The following is a 19430-nucleotide window of genomic DNA, read 5'->3' as shown; positions in this document are numbered from 1 at the left end:
ATATTTTGCTATTCGTATTCATACCAGGTTCAGCTAAATTATAAATTTTATTTTAAATAGCAAACTTCTTTTTGAATTCTAATCTTTTTTATTGAATTTTGGGCAACAAATTTTTAGAATAAAAAATGGAGACTACTCACTATATTTCTTCTGATGTATTTTCATTAGAAACATTACAGGAAATTATTTCACAAAATCAAAAATTAGCATTATCTGAAGAAGCACGATTAAATATTGTAAAATGTCGTGAATATTTAGATAGAAAAATGGAAGAACATAAAGAACCTATTTATGGGATTAATACAGGTTTTGGTTCATTATGTAATGTGAAAATTTCGAATGAAAATTTATCAAAACTTCAAGAAAATTTAATGAAATCACATGCTTGTGGAACAGGAGATGAAGTACCACAAGAAATTGTGAAAATTATGTTGTTACTAAAAGTAAAATCTTTAAGTTATGGGCATTCAGGAGTACAATTAGCCACAGTAGAGCGTTTGATAGATTTTTATAATAACGATGTTTTTCCTGTAGTTTATACACAAGGTTCCTTAGGTGCTTCAGGAGATTTAGCACCATTAGCTCATTTGTGTTTACCATTAATTGGTGAAGGAGAAGTATACGTAGATGGGTTTCGTCAGCCCGCTATCAAAGTATTAGAAAAAATGAATTGGGAACCAGTAACTTTGCAATCTAAAGAAGGATTAGCATTGTTAAATGGAACGCAATTTATGAGTGCTTATGGAAGTTATATCCTATTAAAAGCAGTAAAATATAGTTATTTAGCAGATCTAATTGGAGCTATTTCGTTAGAAGGATTTGACGGAAGAATTGAACCTTTTAATGATTTAATTCATATGGTCCGCCCACATAAAGGACAAATTGTAACCGCACAACGTTTTCAAGAATTGTTAGAAGGAAGTCAAATTATAGCACAGCCTAAAAAACATGTACAAGATCCTTATTCTTTTCGTTGTATTCCACAAGTACATGGTGCGTCAAAAGATACAATTGATTATGTAAAAAAAGTTTTTAAAACAGAAATTAATTCAGTTACAGATAATCCTAATATTTTTGCAGAAGAAGATTTAATCATTTCAGGAGGTAATTTTCATGGTCAACCTTTAGCATTAGCATTAGATTTCTTAGGTATGGCATTAGCAGAATTAGGTAATATCTCAGAAAGAAGAACCTATCAATTAATTTCAGGTTTACGTGATTTACCAGCTTTTTTAGTGAGTGATCCTGGATTAAATTCAGGATTTATGATTCCACAATATACTGCAGCTAGTATTGTTAGCCAAAATAAACAATTAACAACTCCAGCTAGTACGGATAGTATTGTGTCAAGTAATGGACAGGAAGATCATGTTTCTATGGGAGCTAATGCAGCAACTAAGTGTTTAAAAATTATGGAAAACTTAGAGCGTATTTTAGCTATTGAGTTGATGAACGCTTCACAAGCAATAGAGTTTAGAAGACCTCTGAATTCAAGTGAATTTTTAGAAAGTTTCCTTAAGTTATATCGAGAAGAAGTTCCTTTAGTAAAAGAAGATAGAATTTTACATTACGATATTGAGAAATCAATTATTTTCTTATCTAGCTTTTATATAGAAGATTTAGAATAAATATATAATATATAAAGAAAAGTCCAAAAAGAAGAATCAATATTTAATTTGTTGTTAACTAGGGAATTTTTATAATAATATGATCCTTCTTTCTTTTTGGACTTTTTTATTTAATTAAAATTTAGTATTTTAATTGAACTTTTAATTCAAATTCATCATCAATAGCTTTGTCTGCTAAAGCACCAAAGTTTTTAGAAGCATACTTAACATCATATTTCGTTCTATCTACCATTAGTGTTGCATTAGCAATACCTTTATTTGTTACTAAATCAAATTTAATAGGATTTGTAATTCCTTTTATAGTTAAATCAGCTTCTATACTGTAAGTATTAGTAGATTTTTTTCCAATTTTTTTGAATACTAAAGTTGAGTTAGGGAATTTTTCTATAGCAAAGAAATCATCATTTTTAAGATGTCCATCTAATTTATCTTTCCATTCACCTTGTAAATCTAGAGTATTAATAGTAGTCATGTCTACCGTAAAATTACCACCTTTTAATTCTTTACCATTGAAGATTAGTTGACCTTCTTTTAGTTTTATGTCTCCATTATGTTGCCCCCCAAATTTTTTAGCTAACCATAAAACTTTACTTTTTGAAGCATCTACTTTTTTTGAAGTTTGAGCATTAGTAGTTAAGCTACCTAAAGTTACCAGTATAGCTAGAGCAAAAGATTTTAAATTTTTCATTTTTAATTGAGTGTTAAATATTAATAAATAATTCTTCGTTTGATTTTCTTACTTTTTTATAATGCTGAGTAGTATCTTCTTCGTGTCTATAACCTATAGTGGCTACTAAACTTGCATTTAAATTTTGAGATTTTAGATTTAGTATTTCATTGTATTTTTCAGTTTCAAAACCTTCCATAGGTGTAACATCTATTTTTAGTTCTGCTGCTGCATTAAGTAAGTTTCCAAGAGCTAAATAAGTTTGTTTTGAAGTCCAAATATTTTGATCTGTAACACTTAATCCTAAAATTTTACTTTTCATAAAGTCACTATAACCAGCTAAATCTTCTGTTGAAATCTCTCTAATTAAACTAACTCTTTTTATGTAATTATCAATAACTGCTTCGTCTAAATTAATATAGTTAGCAAAAACTAATAAGTGAGAAGCTTCTGTTACTTGTGGTTGATTCCAAGAAACAGGTTTTAATTGTTCACGAATTTCAGGATTATCAATAATAAACACTTTATAAGGTTGAAGACCATAAGAAGAAGTACTTAATCGAATAGCTTCTTTTAGTGTATTAAAATCCGAATCATTAATTCTTTTAGAAGAATCGAATTTTTTAGTGGCATAGCGCCAATTTTGTTGTTCAATAAATTTACTCATTATTTAACTTCTATATTTTTCTAATAATTCATTAAAAATTTCTAATTCAGCAGACGTTAATTTGTCTGCAAACTCATTTTCATGTGCTAATACTAAAGGGTCTAAAGACTCTAATACCTGTAGTCCTTTTTCTGTAATTGTGATTTCCATTTTTCTTTTGTTTTCAGAACAAACTTTCCGTATAACTAGTTCTTTAATTAATAATTTGTCAACTAATCGGGTAGTATTACTCGTTTTGGCTAACATACGCTCTTGTATACACGCCATATTAGCAGGTTTTCCTTTTTGACCTCTTAAAATTCTTAATACATTATATTGTTCACTTGATAAATCGTAAGGTTTTAATATTTCTAAAAATTTATCTCCTACAACATTTCTTGTAAACGTAAGATTTAGAAGTACCCTTTTTGCTAGCGATAAGGTTACTGTACTCTTAATTTCTTCCTCTATTTTCATTTCTATAGAAATTTGATACGGCAAATGTAAAAAAAATAACATTTGTATATACAAATGTGTGATAAAAAAATGTTAATTTTATTTTATATAATAATAAGAGGATAGATTATTCTAGTTTTTAAAATATAGAATTTTGACTTCTAGCGTTTTTAATTATTATTTAAAATCTTTTTATTTTTTGTAACTTTTTTTTGAGCTAAACGTATAATCAAAGTATTTAAATTTAATCAATGTAAGAATGGCACTAAGGTGTTACTAAATTAAAATAGAGATTCTAAATATTTACTGCAGTAAGAATCTCTTTTCGTATTAAACGACAAATAAACTCCTATTTTATTTGATTGAATTTTATTGAAAATTTTTATTCAAACTAATTAATTGTTTTATCATGACATCAATTATTTCATTATGGTGGTTTTTACCATTAGTATTAACCATTGTATTTTACAAATTCGTTTTAAGAGTTTTCTTCGGTATGGTTATCGTTCCTGAAGATAGAATAGGTTTGGTAACTAAGAAATTCGTTTTATTTGGAACGGATAAATCTTTACCAGATGGTCGTATTATTGCTACTAAAGGAGAAGCTGGTTTTCAAGCACAAACTTTAGCTCCAGGTTTATATTGGGCAATGTGGATTTGGCAATATTCAGTTGATATGAGTCCATTTACTATCATTCCAGAGGGAAAAATAGGTTTAGTACTAAGTAAAGATGGTAAAGAAATTCCAACAGGTAGAATCTTAGCTCGTAAGGTAGAATGCGATAATTATCAAGATGCGACTTCTTTTTTAAATAATGGGGGACAAAAAGGTCGTCAAACGGCTTTTATAACCACTGGTTCATATCGTATTAATACTTTTTTATTTGAAATTGTAATTGCTGATCAAGTTAAAATTTTTGAAAACATGATTGGTATCGTTACAGCATTAGATGGTGAACCTATTCCACAAGGACAAATTGCTGGAAAATTTACGGAAGGGCATAATAATTTTCAAGATTTTGATACATTTTTAGTAAATGGAGGAAATAGAGGTCTTCAACCTCAAGTAATGTTGGCAGGTTCATATTATATTAATACTTGGGCACTTCAAATAGAACAAAATCCTATGACAGACGTTCCTATTGGTCAAGTAGGAGTTGTTATTTCTTATATTGGCGAAGATGGCGAAGATGTTACTGGAGAACAATTTAAGCATGGGAATATTGTTTCTAAAGGACAACGAGGTGTTTGGATGGAACCCCTTGGACCTGGTAAATACGCATTAAATAAATATACAACCAAATTAGAATTAGTACCTACAACGAACTTAGTTCTGAATTGGGCAGATGCACGTAGTGAAGCACATAATTTAGATCATAATTTATCAACTATAACTGTTCGGTCAAAAGATGGTTTCCCTTTTAATTTAGATGTATCTCAAATTATTCATGTACCAGCTAATGAAGCTCCAAAGGTTATTGCTCGTTTTGGAAGTATGACAAATTTAGTTTCTCAAGTATTAGAACCAACTATAGGTAATTATTTTCGTAATTCTGCACAAGATAGTGATGTGATTTCTTTCTTAAGTACACGTAAAGAACGTCAAGAGTCTGCTAAAACACATATAAAAACAGTATTAGATGAATATAATGTAAATGCAGTTGATACACTTATTGGAGATATAGTTCCTCCGGAATCATTAATGAAAACATTAACGGATAGAAAAATTGCAGAAGAGGAACAAAAAACGTATCAAACTCAAAAAATGGCTCAAGAACAACGTCAAGGGGTAGAAAAAGAAACGGCTATTGCAGACATGCAAAAAGAAATTGTTCGAGCAGCTCAGAGTGTAGAAATAGCACAACGTACAGCAGATGCTACTGTTAAAAAAGCAGAAGGAGACGCTGCAAGTTTAAAGTTAAATGTAAATGCAGAGGCAGAAGCTACTAAAATGCGTGCTATAGCAGAAGCAGAAGCTACTAAAGCTAAGGCAGCAGCACAAGCAGAAGCTACTAAGCTAAATGCGAGTGCTGAAGCAGAAAAAATATCTAAAACAGGTTTAGCTGAGGCAGAAAAAATTATGGCTATAGGTAAATCTACAGCAGAATCATATCAGTTACAAGTGTCTGCAATGGGTGGAGATAACTTTACAAAATATAAAATAACAGAAGAAATTGGTAAAGGAAATATTAAAGTAATTCCAGAAGTCTTAATTTCAGGATCTAATGGAACTGATGGCGGTATTAGTGGTTTATTAGGTATGAAATTAATGCAATTAATGGATACTGATAAAAATAAATCATTATAAAAAATAAATCATTAATCAGGTATTCAAAATATAAGTTTTCAAACTTTTGAATACCTGTTTTTCCTATTATTAAAAATGAAAATTAGTGTAAATAAATTTTTAGAAAGAATAAAAATAATTGACTCATTTACTATTAAACTAGCTGTTCATAAAGAGGTTTTTATTAAACGATTAGATTTGTTAGTTGATCATAATCAAATTAGTTTTTTTTCTGATTCACTTTGTATTTATACATCAATAGATAAGTAATTTAAAGGAGAAGTAAATAATTCTGGATTTAGAATAAAAAGTATAAAGCGTCTTTTTGATAAAAATATTAATACTGCTGTGGCAATAGGTAATTTTATTGAAAATAATGAAGAACTTATTGTAAAAATAAAGATTAATGGATTTGATAATTTTTTTGTTATATTCTATATTTTTTGTTTTTATTGTATGGGAGTGTTTTAATCGGTATTTTTAATTCAGAGTGTAAAATAGATTTTCTTCTCGTTTTATTTTTTCTAATTCACGCATCATTTATGTTTTCCCTACCTTATTTCTTGGTACGAAAGAGTATTAAAAAAATAAAATATGAACTAGAAAGAACATTAATTTATATTACAAAATAGTAAAAAATAATTTATGCTTTAGATAGACTTTAAGTTTAATTTATTAATTAAAATTTAAAGTCTTTTTTATTTAATGTTTTTCATTAACTTCTGTTTAACACAATGTTAACCCTTGATAACGTTAAGTTCAAGCAATTTTGAAGAAAAAAATATGCATCATTCATTTATTTTATTATTTCTGTTCTTAGGAATGAAATTAGTAGGTCAAGAGATTAAAAAGATTCAACAAAAACTATTCAAGAGATTCAAATTAGTAAAAAAAGAAAATTAATTGAAAAAAAAATAGATAGAGTAGAATTTGTAATAAGTCCAGCAAATGAAAGTAATACAGTATGGGATATTTTAAAAAAATCCCAAGGAGTTATAGCTAAAGGTGACAATTTAACCGTAAAAGGAAAAAGCGTTAAAATAACTATTAATGATAAAGTTGTAAGTCTTTCAGGAGAAGAACTTCAATCATTTTTAGAAAATATGAAAGGTGAAGAATTAAAAAAAATTGAAATCATTGAAAACCCACCTGCACGATATGATGCTCAAAATGGAGCGATAATTAATTTAAAAACCAGAAAATTATTTAATAACGGATACAAAGGAAGTATTGGTGGTACCTATACACAAGCAATTTATCATCGTAAATCTTTAAATGCAAATTTTTATTTAAAACATAATAAATGGAATTTTTCGTCTAGTTATTCAGTTGCAAATGGAAGTAATTATAGAACAAGTAATGATTACGCTATTTATGAAGAACAGAAAGTAACTTGGAAAACTAATTTAAAAAGAAGAGTTTTGTTTGATGCTAAACAAAATTTACGTTTTGTAAGTGAATATGAAATAGATTCTTTAAATACAATAAGTGCAGAGTATACAGGTTTTATTAATAATAAAAATGCAGGAATATTTATTGTACCAACTGAAATTTATGATAATCAATCAGGTTTAATTAAAGGGAATATTGTAACAGTCAACAAAACTGATTTACCAGTGATGAATCAAACAATAAATCTTTCTTTTGATAAAAAATTAAAAAACAAAGCGATTTTAAATACTTTGGTTTCTGGAACTCTTTATAAAATGAATGAATCTCAAGACGTTTCTACAGATTTTAATTTAGATAAGACTCAAACAGTAAAGAGTTATTTTGAAACAGTAAATAAAAAAGAAATAAAATTATTTTCTTTTCAAATGGATTATACACTGAATACTTTTGAAGCAGGAATTAAATATAATAAGAATAAAGCAAATACTAACCTGATATTTTTAGAAAAAGTTAACGATGATTTAGTTCTTCAGTCCACAAATAGTTCTGATTTTAAGTACAATGAAAAAAATTATGCAGGGTATATTACTTATGCTAAAAAATGGACAAAATGGGAAATAAAAGCGGGATTAAGAGCAGAAACTACTAATGTGAGTAGTAACGTTAATAATCAACAAATTCTAGATACTACTTATACCCGTATTTTTCCAACTTTATACATACAATATAAAAAAAATGATTCTAATACGATTTCCTTTTCTTACAGTAATAGAATTGATAGACCTAATTATTCTTGGTTTAATCCTGCAAAGTTATATTATAATAAATTTTCTTATTTCGTTGGAGATGCTAAATTACAGCCCTCATTTACCGATAATTTTACTTTAGGTTATAGTTATAAGGAAAAATATAATTTTGAATTTTTTTATTTTTATATAAAACAACCTTTTACAGAAATTAATTATCAATATCCAGATAACACCATAGTTTATCGTTTTACTAATATTAATAATACAAATCAAGCAGGAATTTCATTTTCTTTTGATCAAAACATATCGAATATATTAAATTCTAGTGTCTATTTGCAAGGAGAATATAAACAAGATGCGTTTTACGGAATAGATAAAAGTTTATATAAACAAGATGTGTTTACCTATTACATTAATTTAAGTAATCAAATAGTTATTTCAGAAAAAAATAATTTTAATGCAGAATTTAATTTTTGGTATACCTCAGCTAGTGTACAAGGAACACTTCGTTTAGGTTCTCAAGCAAGTTTTAATTGTAGTTTAAATAAGAAATTTTTAGATAAAAAATTAGATCTTTCTTTACATTTTAATGATTGGTTTGCTTCTGAAAAACAAATCATAAAAGTTAAATATGCTAATCAAAATAATGGTTTTACTGATTATATAGATAGTAGATTAATTCGAATAGGGATAAAGTATAATTTTGGAAATCAAAAATTAAAAAATAAAGACTCTAAAAAAGAATCAGATGAACAAAAAAGATTGTAGGTTAATACAATGTTAATCATAAAAACAAAAAAAGATTCTTATTATATTATTATTAGTTTTGAACATATTATTTTATTATGTCATCAAGAAATATTTCGATTCGACAAATTATTTCATTTTTTTTAATTGTAGCTTCAGGATTATTTCTGATGCAGATTTACCTATTAAAGCAATCATATGAACTTAAAAAAAGGAAATAATAGAATCAGTAACGCATATACTTTCTGATTTATATAATGATAGTAATGATTTATTAAAAGATAAAAAAGATTTAGTAATTACTAAAGAAGCTTCTTTAATTCAAGACTTTTATAAAAAAAAAATTAATATTACAGAATTTGAAAGAAAATTGCTTAAGAATAAAAAAAATATTTCTGATGTATTAAAGAAAAAAATGGATAGTATAGAAACTATTTATAGTTATAAAATTGCTTTAGTAAAGAAAATTTATCAGATTTATATAATTAAAAACAATAAAAAAAAAGCATTACTACGAAAAGAACTCATTGTTTATGCTAATGATTCATTAACAAAAGAGGTTTATTTATTATCAAAAGGAAATTGGCATTCAGAAACAGAATCTGTAGGAGAAAAAATAGGTAATTTTGAGAATGAAATTAATACTGATATTTCATTTTCATTACTGAATTTAAATTTTTACTTTTTAAAAAAATGATAAGTCCAGCTATTATTTCATTGTTTATGATTCTTTTTTCTATTTATCTTTTCTATTTGTCAATTAAAAGTTTAAAATTACAAGAACAAATAGCAAATAACCATAAATCTGTTATAACTAATGTAGGGCATGAATTAAAAACACCTCTTGCTACTATTTCTATGTCTCTAAAAACACTAAAATTACTAAATAATACCACTAGGAGCGATGAAATAATAGATTTGCTTTTACGTCAGCAACAAAGGCTATTTATGATCGTAAATCAAATTAATTTTGAATTAGATGATATTATTCAAAAAGAAATTCAATTTATGGATTTATCTCAATGGAGTAAAGACTATTTAGAAGATTTTAAAAGAATAAATCCTTTTATAAAGTTAAAAGTTTATATAAAATCAAATCTCTTTTTAAGAATAAATGAGTTAGATTGGCAGATTATTCATACTAATTTGTTAGATAATAGTATTCAATACGGAGCTAGTACTATAGAATATTTTTTGGAAGAATTTAAAGATGAAATACAAATAACCATTGTAGATAATGGTATTGGGGTAACAGATTTAGATAGTCATTATATTTTTGATCAGTACTACAGAGCTCAAAAAGGAAATATATATAATACGAAAGGGTTAGGTTTAGGATTGTTTTACGTAAAAAATATTTTAGATAAATATAGAGCTACTATCATTTTATCAAATAAAAAGAATCCAACGATTTTTATTATTAAATTTCCTAAAAAATGAAAACAATTTTATTAGCAGAAGATGATCTAGATTTTGGTACCATCTTAAAACAATATTTAGAGTTGTCAGGTTTTATAGTATATTGGTATAGAAATGGAAAAGAAGCGTTAATAAGTTATTCAGAAACTCAATATGATATTTGTATTTTAGACATTATGATGCCAATAATGGATGGCTTTACTTTGGCTGAAAATATTCTAAAGAAAAATTCTAGTCAAGCCTTTCTTTTTTTAACAGCTAAAAATTTAAAAGAAGATCGTATACTTGGTTTAAAAATAGGAGCTGATGATTATATAACAAAACCATGTGAAGCAGATGAGTTAGTATTAAGAATTCATAATATTTTAAAAAGAATTCATAAATCAGATTCTAAAATAGAAGATCTATTTTTTATTGGAAATTATCAATTAGATATTACTAATTTTAAATTAATTAGTCCTAAAAAACTTATTAACCTAACAGAAAAAGAAACATCTATTATTCAGTATTTAGCACAGCATCCTAATCAATTAATAAAAAGAGAAGATATATTACAAGCTATATGGTTAAATAAAGATTATTTCTCAGGGCGTAGTATGGATGTATTTTTATCAAAAATTAGGAAGTATTTTGCAGAAGATCATCGGATTCAATTAATCTCCTATCGAAATTTAGGTATTGAATTTAAAATACCTTAAAAAATCATTAAAATTAGTTTTAAATGTAATAGTCAATCGGATCATTTTTCATCTAATTGTATGTGTCATTTCACAACATAGAAAATATTTTTTGAATGTTTAAAATGGAAATGCTATAATTTAGTTTATACTTTTACAGGTTTAAGGAGATTATAGGAGGAGTGCTATTTTAGGAACTTTTATTTTGTTGAATTATCGGTTAAAATGGATATATCATTAACTAATATTCAAAATTTTTCTTGAATATATAGACTTTTATGCTTTTGTTATTTAGAGCAGTTTAAGTGTAGAAATAAAAGAAGTAGATAAAATAATTTTTATTAGTGTATTTCCGAGTTTATAAATTTCATTGTCACATTTTTGTTAATAAACACTTTTTACCAAATTTATGTATATAATCAGCTAGCCTTATTTGAAATAAGTACAAAGTAAGTTTTGTCAAATTTTTTTATAAATTGATAAGTAAAAATGAATGCTTTGTAAAGACAAAATTATATTAGTCCTTTTATTTGCTAAATAATGTTTTTTATAAATAAGACTTATTGGATTTGCTAAGTATAATTAAGTTTAACAGATCTACAATATATTTTGTTTTTATATTCAATGATTTAAAATAAAAACAAAAAAATGGCTTTTTACATCTCAGATTTATTCTTAGATTGAAAAATTAGTTAGAGTTTTCAGATTCCTTGTTTTTTTTATTGACATTCCATCTCCTTAATTTATCAAGTTCTTCTTGTTCCTTAATTTCCTCTACAGATAATACTTTTAAAAAAGAAGGATGTTGTTCTATTGCAAATTCAATTTTTTCTACGATGGATTCGATAGATTCGTTATCATAATCTATTTGTAGAGGTTCTTTAACAGTAAAGCTTTGTAAAATACCTTTTTTCTTAGTAATGAGTCCTTTTTTATCAAAGGATCTTCTAAAACCATCTATAACAATAGGAACAACAATAGGTTTATATTCTTTAATAATATGAGCTGTACCTTTTCTTACGGGTTTAAAAGATTTAGTAGTACCTTGTGGAAATGTAATAACCCAACCATCATTTAAGGCTATTTCAATACTTTTAAAATCAGATAAATTTACCTGTTTTTGTTCGTGTTTTTCTAAGTCTTTACCACCAGCTCTCCAAGTTCTTTCAACAGATATAGCTCCTACATAAGACATGATTTTAGTAAGTAAATTAGCGTTAAGTGTTTCTTTTGCTCCTATGTAATAAAGATTTAATTTAGGTCTCCATAAGTACCAAATATTTTTGATATTATTTTCACGTCCTTTTAAACTAGCATTAAAAACATGAAACATGGCCACCACATCAGCAAAATAAGTCTGATGATTTGATATAAATAATACGTTTGTGTTGGGTAAATTACGTATAATTTCTGACCCTTCAATGTTAAGTTGATTAAATCCTCGGTATCTACGATGTGTGAAAATTCCAAATAGAATGATAATCCATCTTTTTATAAATAGTATATGTCCGAAAGGATTTCGTTTAAATAATCCCATATTTTTTAATTTGAAGCAGGCAAATGTATGAAAAAAAAAATTATAAGACTTTTTTTATGATGTCTTTAAGTTCACTCATCATCATAGCAGTTGCTCCCCAAATGATGTGGTCATCTATTTTAAAAGCAGGAACCTTGATCTCATTAGCATAAGATGTTTTCATGTTTACATGAGTAATGTTGTTGTCATCTAAAAAATCATGTAAAGGTAATTCTACTATATCGGCTACTTCTTCTGGATTTAATTTAAAAATAAGTTCTTCCTGACTAATACCTAAAAAAGGTGCAACTAAATAATTGCTAGGAGGGATATACACTTCAGTGAAAGGTCTTATTATTTTGATTTTATCTTGTGAAATTCCAATTTCTTCATAAGTTTCTCTTAAAGCTGTTTCTGATAAGTTTTTATCATATAATTCCACTTTTCCTCCAGGAAAAGCTATTTGCGATGAATGAACTCCTGGGTATGAATTTCTAACGATTAAAGCTAGATGAGTTAAGTAGTTTTTAGGATAAAAAAGCATCATGACAGCCGCTTTTTTGCAAATGATATTTTGTAAACTTAATTCTTCTAAAAGTTTCGTTCGTTCAGGAGGAATCATTTTACAATGAGACTCTATTGCAGGGAGTGTTTCTTTTGCTATTTTTGGAATGTATTTTAAAAAATTAGAAAATTCCATCTTAATCAAGTTTTAACAATGTTTTTTATAGTAAGGGTACTATATAGAACTTTTAAAGTTATAACTATTTTTTGGGATACACAATTATTAAAACATTTTACCTATGTATAGTAAAGAAGAGAGTATTCAAATTAAAAAAGAATTTTGGACTAAATTTGCAGAAGCCTATCCTAGAAAATGGTTATTATATAATACAAAAATAAAAGATGTTAGCTTTAAATTTTTATAGATAATAAAAAAGCACAAGTCTTATTAGAAATAGAGCCTAGAGATGAAGAAAAAGAAAAATATATTTTGAAAAAGTAGAATCACTAAAAGCTATATTGTTGGAAGATTACTTACCAGAAGCTATTTTTGAACGAAATTATTATCTTGAAAATGGAAAAGTAGTAAGTAGAATTTGGGTAGAACTTTTAGGTATTAGTATTAATAATAAATCTACTTGGGATCATGTTTTTGATTTCTTTTATGAACAAATGGATGCTTTTGAACGATTTTTTTATGAAAATGAAGATTATATAAAAGATCTTGAAATCAATACATAAAGAAGAATTAATAGATTTTTAATAAAATTCTTATAAATAAAAGAATGTCTAAAAAGAAATAAATATTTCGTTTTTTATAAATAATAACTTTTTAGACATTCTTATTTAAAATTTATATTCCTAAATAATTGCTAGGAGTAATCGCTTTTAATTCCGTTTTAATTGAATCTGAAATATTCAATGTATCAATAAAAGCATGTATGGAGTCTTTATTGATAATTGTATTAGTTCTTGTCAGATCTTTTAATGCCTCATAAGGATTAGGGTATGCTTCTCTTCTAAGAATAGTTTGAATAGCTTCTGCTACTACTGCCCAATTTTTTTCTAAATCTTCAGCAAACTTTTCCTCGTTTAATAACAGTTTATTCAAACCTTTCAAGGTAGCTTCAAAAGCAATTAAAGAATGTCCAATAGGAACACCTACGTTTCTTAGAACAGTACTGTCTGTTAGATCTCTTTGTAATCTTGAAATAGGTAATTTTGCTGATAAATGTTCAAAAATAGCATTTGCAATACCTAAATTTCCTTCTGAGTTCTCAAAATCAATTGGATTTACTTTATGAGGCATAGCACTTGAACCAACTTCACCAGCTTTTATTTTTTGTTTAAAATAATCCATTGAAACATACGTCCAAATATCTCGATCTAAATCGATTAAAATAGTATTAATTCTTTTTAGTGCATCAAAAAAAAGCTGCAAAATGATCATAATGTTCTATTTGCGTAGTTGGAAAAGAATGTCGTAATCCTAATGTTTTTTCAACAAATTGGGAGCCAAAAGATTTCCAATCATGGTTGGGATAGGCAATTTTATGAGCATTATAATTACCTGTAGCTCCTCCAAATTTAGCTGCAAAAGGGATGTTGTATAGTAATTTTAACTGTTCTTCTAAGCGTTGAACAAAAACAAAAATTTCCTTTCCCAAGCGGGTAGGAGAGGCAGGTTGTCCATGTGTACGAGCTAACATAGAAACGTCTTTCCATTCTATGGCTAACTCTTTTAATTTTTCGATAACACGTATTAAACTTGGTAAATAAACCTCTTCAAAAGCATTTTTAGTAGAGAGAGGAATAGCCGTATTATTAATGTCTTGTGAAGTAAGACCAAAATGAATAAATTCTTTGTATTGCTCTAAACCTAGTATGTCAAATTGTTCTTTTATAAAATATTCAACAGCTTTTACATCATGATTAGTCGTTTTTTCAGTGTTCTTTATCCATAAAGCGTCTTCAGTTGAAAAATTTTGATAAATTTTTCTTAATTCAGAAAAAAATAGAAGATTTTATATCGTTAAGTTGAGGTATGCCTGCTTCTACCAGTGATATGAAGTATTCGACCTCTACTAAAACACGGTATTTAATTAAGGCTTCTTCTGAAAAATAAGGAGCAAGTCCAACGGTTTTATTTCTATAACGACCATCAATAGGTGATATAGCATTTAATTCTGTTAATAACATTGTGTGTGTTGTTTTAAAAAAGAGCAAATATAATTAGAATTCTTTTTTAGATAGAGCATATTTTTCTTTTTTGGTCCTATTAACTGATAACATTCTGAAGAGAACTATACTTGTTTGAGGTTCTCCTAAAAGTCAGTATGTTTGTTATCGATTAGAGGGATCAATTAAATGGTATTGATTATGAGACTCCTTCTTATTTGGGAGTAAGAACCCATAACGCTGATTTTTTATTTTTAGAACACCTTCGCCAATGTATTTAATCTATAATGGATATTTGTTTTAAATAAAAATAATAAAAAACGACCCATAAAGTAGCGTGTTTTTATTCTTGCCTAAAGATTTTTATAACATTAATTAAAAAAGATTTAATTAGAGTTTTAGAAGGGCTCTTTGTTGAAAGAATAATTCTTGTACTTTTTAGACCGTTTTTTGAATTTTAGTAAATTAAGAAATTATTTTTTATTAGCTTTAACAACTAAGTAAATACCTACAACTATAAAAGGAACACTTAGCCATTGTCCTGTACTCATAATTCCTAATATATTTTCAAAACCACCTTGACTTTCTTTAACAGATTCTACTATGATTCGTATAGTAAATAAGGTTATAAGAAAAGTACCAAATAGTAAACCTTGTTTGTTTCTAGCATCTGTTTTCCAATACATATAAAATAATAAAGCAAAAACAAAAATATAGCCAAAAGCCTCATACAATTGTGAAGGATGTTTAGCAGGAATACTATCAATTAAAGAAGCATATTTTGGATTAGTAGTTAACTCTTTATATGCTTCTCTATAATTCATAATACCTGTTGTATTGATGGCTTCATTTTTAGAAATAGCATCTTGTACAAACTTTATTCCGAATATTGATTGAGTTTGATCACCAACAATTTCTGAATTAAAAAAATTTCCTAATCGTACAAATACTGCTCCACTTGATACAGGAATTACTATTCGATCTAATACCCACAAAAAAGGCCTTTTAATAATGTTTTTAGAATAGAAATACATAAAAATAATTACAGATATAGCAGCTCCGTGACTTGCTAGTCCTTGAAAGCCTGTGAATTCAAATTCAGGTTTAAAACGCACAGGTAATAATATTTCTTCCAAGTGATTTCTATAATAGTCCCAGTCATAAAAGAATACATGTCCTAAACGAGCTCCTAATAATACTGAAATTACCATCCAAATAAAGAGTGAATCTAATTTTTCAATAGATTCTCCTTCTCTTATAAAAATTCTTTTCATAATGGCAATTCCTAAAGAAAATGCAATAACAAACATTAAACTATAAAAACGGATTGTAAAATTGCCTATTGAAATACCATCTACTGGATTCCAAATAATAGCTAATAAATGATTCATAAGTTATTTTTTCAAGTAAATCAAAAGTAGAATTATAAAAATAGAATTCCAAATCTACTATATAAATAGTTTTAATGTTTATACTTTAACACATTTTGAAACTACTTTGTAATTGTAATTTTATGAATCCTTTATTCTATCTTTGCGCAATGCAAAATTCAATGTTTTTTCAATCTTTTAAGAGTAATATTTCAAGTATTAAATTACCTAATAAATTTACATTTCCATTTTATTATGAACCTCATGAGTTAAGTATAATTGCAAGTCAAGAGTTGCAATCATATTTAGAAAATCAAGAAGATTTTCAACATAATTTTGGTTTACAAAAAGATCAAGAAGGACTTGTTATTGGAAAAATGTTTGGGGTTTTAGTTTGCCAAAATTTAGATGGTAAAATAGGATATTTATGGGCTTTTTCAGGAAAATTAGCAGAGCAAAATCAGCATAATTATTTTGTCCCTACAGTATATGATATGTTAGATTCTGCAAGTTTTTATAAAGAAGAAGAAGCAAAAATTAATCAATTAAATGAACAAATTTATTTAGCAGAGAATCATATTGATTATTTAGAATCAATATCTTTTTTTGAACAAGTAAATAGAGAAGCTCAAAAAGATATTCAAACACAAAAAGGTTATATAAAAGAACAGAAAAAAAGTAGGGAAAATTTACGAAATCAAGCCTTGCTTACAATGAATGAACAAGAGCAACAAACGTACTTTAAAGAATTAAATGAGCAGAGTAAAAATGAAGCTATTTTATTGAAGAAAATGACTAAATATTGGAATTTTAAAAAAATAGAAGCACAGCAAAAAGTTCAATTTTTTGAAGAGCAAATTCTAAGATTAAAGGATCAAAGAAAAAAATTATCAGCTCAAACACAGCAACGATTATTTGCAGAATATTCATTTTTAAATCAATTTAGAGAAACTAAAAGTATAGGAGAAATATTTAATGATAACCCTCCAGCAGGTGCAGGCGAGTGTGCAGCACCTAAATTGTTACATTATGCTTTTAAAAATAATTTTAAACCTTTATGTATGGCGGAGTTTTGGTGGGGACAATCACCTAAAAGCGAAGTTCGTAAACATAAACAGTTTTATCCAGCTTGTAAAGGAAAATGTGAACCCATATTATTAGGACATATGTTGCAAGGGATTGAAATGGATGAAAATCCTTTTTATAACAATCCAGCCCATGGGAAAGAAATAGAAATCATATTTGAAGATGACTCTATATTAGTAATTAATAAACCAGCAGAATTCTTATCAGTACCAGGTAAATTAGTTTCAGATTCAGTATATGAACGAATTAAAGCGAAATATCCACAAGCTACAGGTCCTTTAGTAGTTCATCGTCTCGATATGTCAACTTCAGGAATTATGTTAATTGCTAAATCAGAAGAAATCTACGTTGCATTACAAAGTCAATTTATTAAACGTACCGTGAAAAAATGTTATGAAGCAATGTTAGATGGTGTACTTAATAATGATAGTGGATTTATTGATTTACCATTACGAGTAGATTTAGAAGATCGTCCTAGACAAATGGTATGTAATGAATATGGGAAAACAGCTCAGACAATTTGGGAGAAAATTTCAGTGGAAAATAATAAAACTAGAGTTCATTTTTATCCCATAACAGGGCGCACACATCAGTTAAGAGTGCATGCTTCTCATTTTTTAGGCTTAAATGCAGCAATTACAGGAGATGATTTATATGGAACAAAAGCAAATCGTCTGCATTTACATGCTAAATCAATTACCTTTTTTCATCCTGTGACTCATCAAGAATTAACGGTAGAAGTAAAAGCAGATTTTTAATGAAGACTTTAAATCTTAATTATTCATTTTTCTTATATGTATTTATAAAATAAATCAAGTTTGCTAAGTCTAGTCTTCTGATATAATTACAAAATGATGAGTATGAAAAAGAATAAGAGTTGTTATTTTAATAAAAGGAGAAAAAAACTAAAGAATATCTAGATATGATTTCTCCTTTTATTACAGAATCAATAAGTTTTTAAAAAAATCAGCTATTTTATAAAAAGCTAAGAATGTTTAAAATTCGAACAAAGTTATTCGGAAATTTTTATTTCAAACATTTTATCCCAATTTTTACCCGTTACAAATAATGTTTTAGTTATAGGATTATAAGCTATACCATTTAAAACGTCTAAATCGGGATGTTGTGTTACTTTCATTTTTAATTCACTTAAATCTATTACAGATTCAACAGCACCTGAATTAGGATTAATGATTACGATAGCATCTTTTTGATAGATATTAGCATAAATCTTTCCATTTACCCATTCTAATTCATTAATAGCAGGTACCTTTGTGCTATTAGTATAAACATTAATATGATCTATTTCTTTAAAAGATTCAGGGTTTATAATACTAATTCTTTCAGAGCTATCAGTCATAAAAAGATTTTTACCATCTGTAGTTAAACCCCAACCTTCCATTTTTTTGAAATATTTAAAGGTTTTTTCTTTTTTTAGTGTTTTGGCATCATATACATATCCTTCATTATTTAACCATGTTAATTGGTAAATTTTATTATTTAGAAAAGTAATACCTTCCCCAAAAATGGCTTCAGGTAATTCTATTTTTTCAATTACTTTACCTGTCTTATAGTCTGTTTTTCTAAGGCTAGAAATTCCTTTTTCACCAGTAGAAACGCCTGAACCATTACCTGTTCCCTCATATAAAAATCCTTGGTAGAATTCTAAACCTTGCGTGTAAGCTTTTAAATCATGAGGATAGGTAGCCACTAGTTGATATTTTAAAAGTTTTGGTTCTTCTTTTGACACTAATTCAACTCTTGATGTTAATTCTTGAGTATCGCCTTCATAATACACAATAGCTTTCAGGTTTTGATATCCCAGTTTAGAGCTACTTAATACGTATTTAAAAGTTTTATTTCCCTTGACTGATCCAATTCTTTTCTCGTTATTAAAAAGGAAATAGAGTCAATATTCTTTTCATTTTTATTTGTTATTGCAACAGAAATTTCCTCTCCTGAGTGATAAAGAGCCTTAAATTGGGTCTCATCTATAGAAAATAAATTTTTTTTATCACCTCCGCAACTTATACTTATTGTTAGTAATGATATGATTGTTAGTAGGTTATGTTTTTTCATTTTTCGTTTTTTTTTCAATGACAATATAC

The 19430-nt window shown here is 27.0% G+C and carries 16 protein-coding genes and 2 pseudogenes; 9 read left to right on the top strand and 9 right to left on the bottom strand.

The genetic code is table 11. The annotated features are described in order from the left end of the window. The first annotated feature begins 125 nt into the window (after positions 1-125). Positions 126-1628 carry a histidine ammonia-lyase gene (gene hutH / locus JJC03_RS16875; protein ID WP_235873753.1) on the top strand — a complete coding sequence of 501 codons (1503 nt, stop codon included), beginning with the start codon at positions 126-128 and terminating at the stop codon, positions 1626-1628. Between the two features lie 121 nt (positions 1629-1749). Here the strand turns inward: hutH and JJC03_RS16870 are convergent, their stop codons facing one another. The 3 genes from JJC03_RS16870 to JJC03_RS16860 are packed head-to-tail and all read right to left on the bottom strand — an operon-like array spanning position 1750 to position 3418. Continuing rightward, on the bottom strand, positions 1750-2316 hold the full coding sequence (locus tag JJC03_RS16870) for a YceI family protein (protein WP_088399916.1): 567 nt from the start codon (positions 2314-2316) through the stop codon (positions 1750-1752). A 13-nt stretch (positions 2317-2329) separates the two neighbouring features. Beyond that, on the bottom strand, positions 2330-2962 hold the full coding sequence (locus JJC03_RS16865; RefSeq protein WP_088399914.1) for an NAD(P)H-dependent oxidoreductase: 633 nt from the start codon (positions 2960-2962) through the stop codon (positions 2330-2332). A 3-nt stretch (positions 2963-2965) separates the two neighbouring features. Next, a complete protein-coding gene (locus JJC03_RS16860; protein ID WP_088399912.1) occupies positions 2966-3418 on the bottom strand; it encodes a MarR family winged helix-turn-helix transcriptional regulator in 453 nt (150 codons plus the stop codon). A 388-nt stretch (positions 3419-3806) separates the two neighbouring features. Here JJC03_RS16860 and JJC03_RS16855 point away from each other — a divergent pair, with 388 nt between their 5' ends. The 6 genes from JJC03_RS16855 to JJC03_RS16830 all read left to right on the top strand — a co-directional run bounded on the left by JJC03_RS16855 (position 3807) and on the right by JJC03_RS16830 (position 10689). After that, positions 3807-5705: an SPFH domain-containing protein gene (locus JJC03_RS16855; protein ID WP_235873752.1), complete on the top strand. Its 1899-nt coding sequence runs from the start codon at positions 3807-3809 to the stop codon at positions 5703-5705. A gap of 75 nt (positions 5706-5780) precedes the next feature. Beyond that, a complete protein-coding gene (locus tag JJC03_RS16850; protein ID WP_165624257.1) occupies positions 5781-5954 on the top strand; it encodes a hypothetical protein in 174 nt (57 codons plus the stop codon). A gap of 833 nt (positions 5955-6787) precedes the next feature. After that, complete coding sequence (locus tag JJC03_RS16845; RefSeq protein ID WP_235873751.1) at positions 6788-8593, top strand: outer membrane beta-barrel family protein; 1806 nt, start codon at positions 6788-6790, stop codon at positions 8591-8593. A 394-nt stretch (positions 8594-8987) separates the two neighbouring features. Beyond that, entirely contained in the window at positions 8988-9269 is a 282-nt protein-coding gene (locus JJC03_RS16840) for a hypothetical protein (protein WP_235873750.1), read from the top strand. Further along, positions 9266-10012 (top strand): sensor histidine kinase, encoded by a 747-nt coding sequence (locus tag JJC03_RS16835; RefSeq protein ID WP_235873749.1) that lies wholly within the window; start codon positions 9266-9268, stop codon positions 10010-10012. Before JJC03_RS16840 ends, JJC03_RS16835 begins: the two co-directional genes overlap by 4 nt. After that, a complete protein-coding gene (locus JJC03_RS16830; RefSeq protein ID WP_235873748.1) occupies positions 10009-10689 on the top strand; it encodes a response regulator transcription factor in 681 nt (226 codons plus the stop codon). The genes JJC03_RS16835 and JJC03_RS16830 overlap by 4 nt, the downstream gene beginning before the upstream one ends. Before the next feature lie 667 nt (positions 10690-11356). Here JJC03_RS16830 and JJC03_RS16825 read toward each other — a convergent pair. Beyond that, positions 11357-12205 carry a lysophospholipid acyltransferase family protein gene (locus JJC03_RS16825; RefSeq protein WP_088399641.1) on the bottom strand — a complete coding sequence of 283 codons (849 nt, stop codon included), beginning with the start codon at positions 12203-12205 and terminating at the stop codon, positions 11357-11359. 40 nt (positions 12206-12245) lie between these two features. After that, on the bottom strand, positions 12246-12884 hold the full coding sequence (locus JJC03_RS16820) for an NUDIX hydrolase (protein ID WP_088399639.1): 639 nt from the start codon (positions 12882-12884) through the stop codon (positions 12246-12248). A gap of 103 nt (positions 12885-12987) precedes the next feature. On the opposite strand from JJC03_RS16820, the pseudogene JJC03_RS16815 reads away from it, so the two are divergent. Further along, positions 12988-13429, top strand: a pseudogene (locus tag JJC03_RS16815) (DUF4268 domain-containing protein). A 112-nt stretch (positions 13430-13541) separates the two neighbouring features. Here JJC03_RS16815 and purB read toward each other — a convergent pair. After that, positions 13542-14887, bottom strand: a pseudogene (purB, locus tag JJC03_RS16810) (adenylosuccinate lyase). A gap of 452 nt (positions 14888-15339) precedes the next feature. Continuing rightward, positions 15340-16257, bottom strand: coding sequence for a prolipoprotein diacylglyceryl transferase (gene lgt / locus JJC03_RS16805; protein WP_088399633.1), 918 nt, complete (start codon positions 16255-16257; stop codon positions 15340-15342). Positions 16258-16418: 161 nt separating this feature from the next. On the opposite strand from lgt, the gene JJC03_RS16800 reads away from it, so the two are divergent. Further along, positions 16419-18080 carry an RluA family pseudouridine synthase gene (locus JJC03_RS16800; protein ID WP_258932021.1) on the top strand — a complete coding sequence of 554 codons (1662 nt, stop codon included), beginning with the start codon at positions 16419-16421 and terminating at the stop codon, positions 18078-18080. A gap of 254 nt (positions 18081-18334) precedes the next feature. Here the strand turns inward: JJC03_RS16800 and JJC03_RS16795 are convergent, their stop codons facing one another. Next, positions 18335-19120, bottom strand: a complete 786-nt coding sequence (locus JJC03_RS16795) for a glutaminyl-peptide cyclotransferase (RefSeq protein ID WP_309597699.1) — start codon at positions 19118-19120, stop codon at positions 18335-18337. Between the two features lie 38 nt (positions 19121-19158). After that, entirely contained in the window at positions 19159-19401 is a 243-nt protein-coding gene (locus JJC03_RS19035; protein ID WP_309597698.1) for a hypothetical protein, read from the bottom strand. Between the last annotated feature and the right edge of the window lie 29 nt (positions 19402-19430).

It is taken from the genome of Flavobacterium oreochromis (assembly GCF_019565455.1).
Lineage (GTDB): Bacteria > Bacteroidota > Bacteroidia > Flavobacteriales > Flavobacteriaceae > Flavobacterium > Flavobacterium oreochromis.
This window is presented reverse-complemented; position numbering and strand designations above follow the sequence as displayed.

Coding starts and splice junctions, on each gene's coding strand:
- hutH (WP_235873753.1), top strand. CDS start 126: ATGGAGACTACTCACTATATTTCTTCTGATGTATTTTCATTAGAAACA.
- JJC03_RS16870 (WP_088399916.1), bottom strand. CDS start 2,316: ATGAAAAATTTAAAATCTTTTGCTCTAGCTATACTGGTAACTTTAGGT.
- JJC03_RS16865 (WP_088399914.1), bottom strand. CDS start 2,962: ATGAGTAAATTTATTGAACAACAAAATTGGCGCTATGCCACTAAAAAA.
- JJC03_RS16860 (WP_088399912.1), bottom strand. CDS start 3,418: ATGAAAATAGAGGAAGAAATTAAGAGTACAGTAACCTTATCGCTAGCA.
- JJC03_RS16855 (WP_235873752.1), top strand. CDS start 3,807: ATGACATCAATTATTTCATTATGGTGGTTTTTACCATTAGTATTAACC.
- JJC03_RS16850 (WP_165624257.1), top strand. CDS start 5,781: ATGAAAATTAGTGTAAATAAATTTTTAGAAAGAATAAAAATAATTGAC.
- JJC03_RS16845 (WP_235873751.1), top strand. CDS start 6,788: ATGAAAGGTGAAGAATTAAAAAAAATTGAAATCATTGAAAACCCACCT.
- JJC03_RS16840 (WP_235873750.1), top strand. CDS start 8,988: ATGGATAGTATAGAAACTATTTATAGTTATAAAATTGCTTTAGTAAAG.
- JJC03_RS16835 (WP_235873749.1), top strand. CDS start 9,266: ATGATAAGTCCAGCTATTATTTCATTGTTTATGATTCTTTTTTCTATT.
- JJC03_RS16830 (WP_235873748.1), top strand. CDS start 10,009: ATGAAAACAATTTTATTAGCAGAAGATGATCTAGATTTTGGTACCATC.
- JJC03_RS16825 (WP_088399641.1), bottom strand. CDS start 12,205: ATGGGATTATTTAAACGAAATCCTTTCGGACATATACTATTTATAAAA.
- JJC03_RS16820 (WP_088399639.1), bottom strand. CDS start 12,884: ATGGAATTTTCTAATTTTTTAAAATACATTCCAAAAATAGCAAAAGAA.
- lgt (WP_088399633.1), bottom strand. CDS start 16,257: ATGAATCATTTATTAGCTATTATTTGGAATCCAGTAGATGGTATTTCA.
- JJC03_RS16800 (WP_258932021.1), top strand. CDS start 16,419: ATGTTTTTTCAATCTTTTAAGAGTAATATTTCAAGTATTAAATTACCT.
- JJC03_RS19035 (WP_309597698.1), bottom strand. CDS start 19,401: ATGAAAAAACATAACCTACTAACAATCATATCATTACTAACAATAAGT.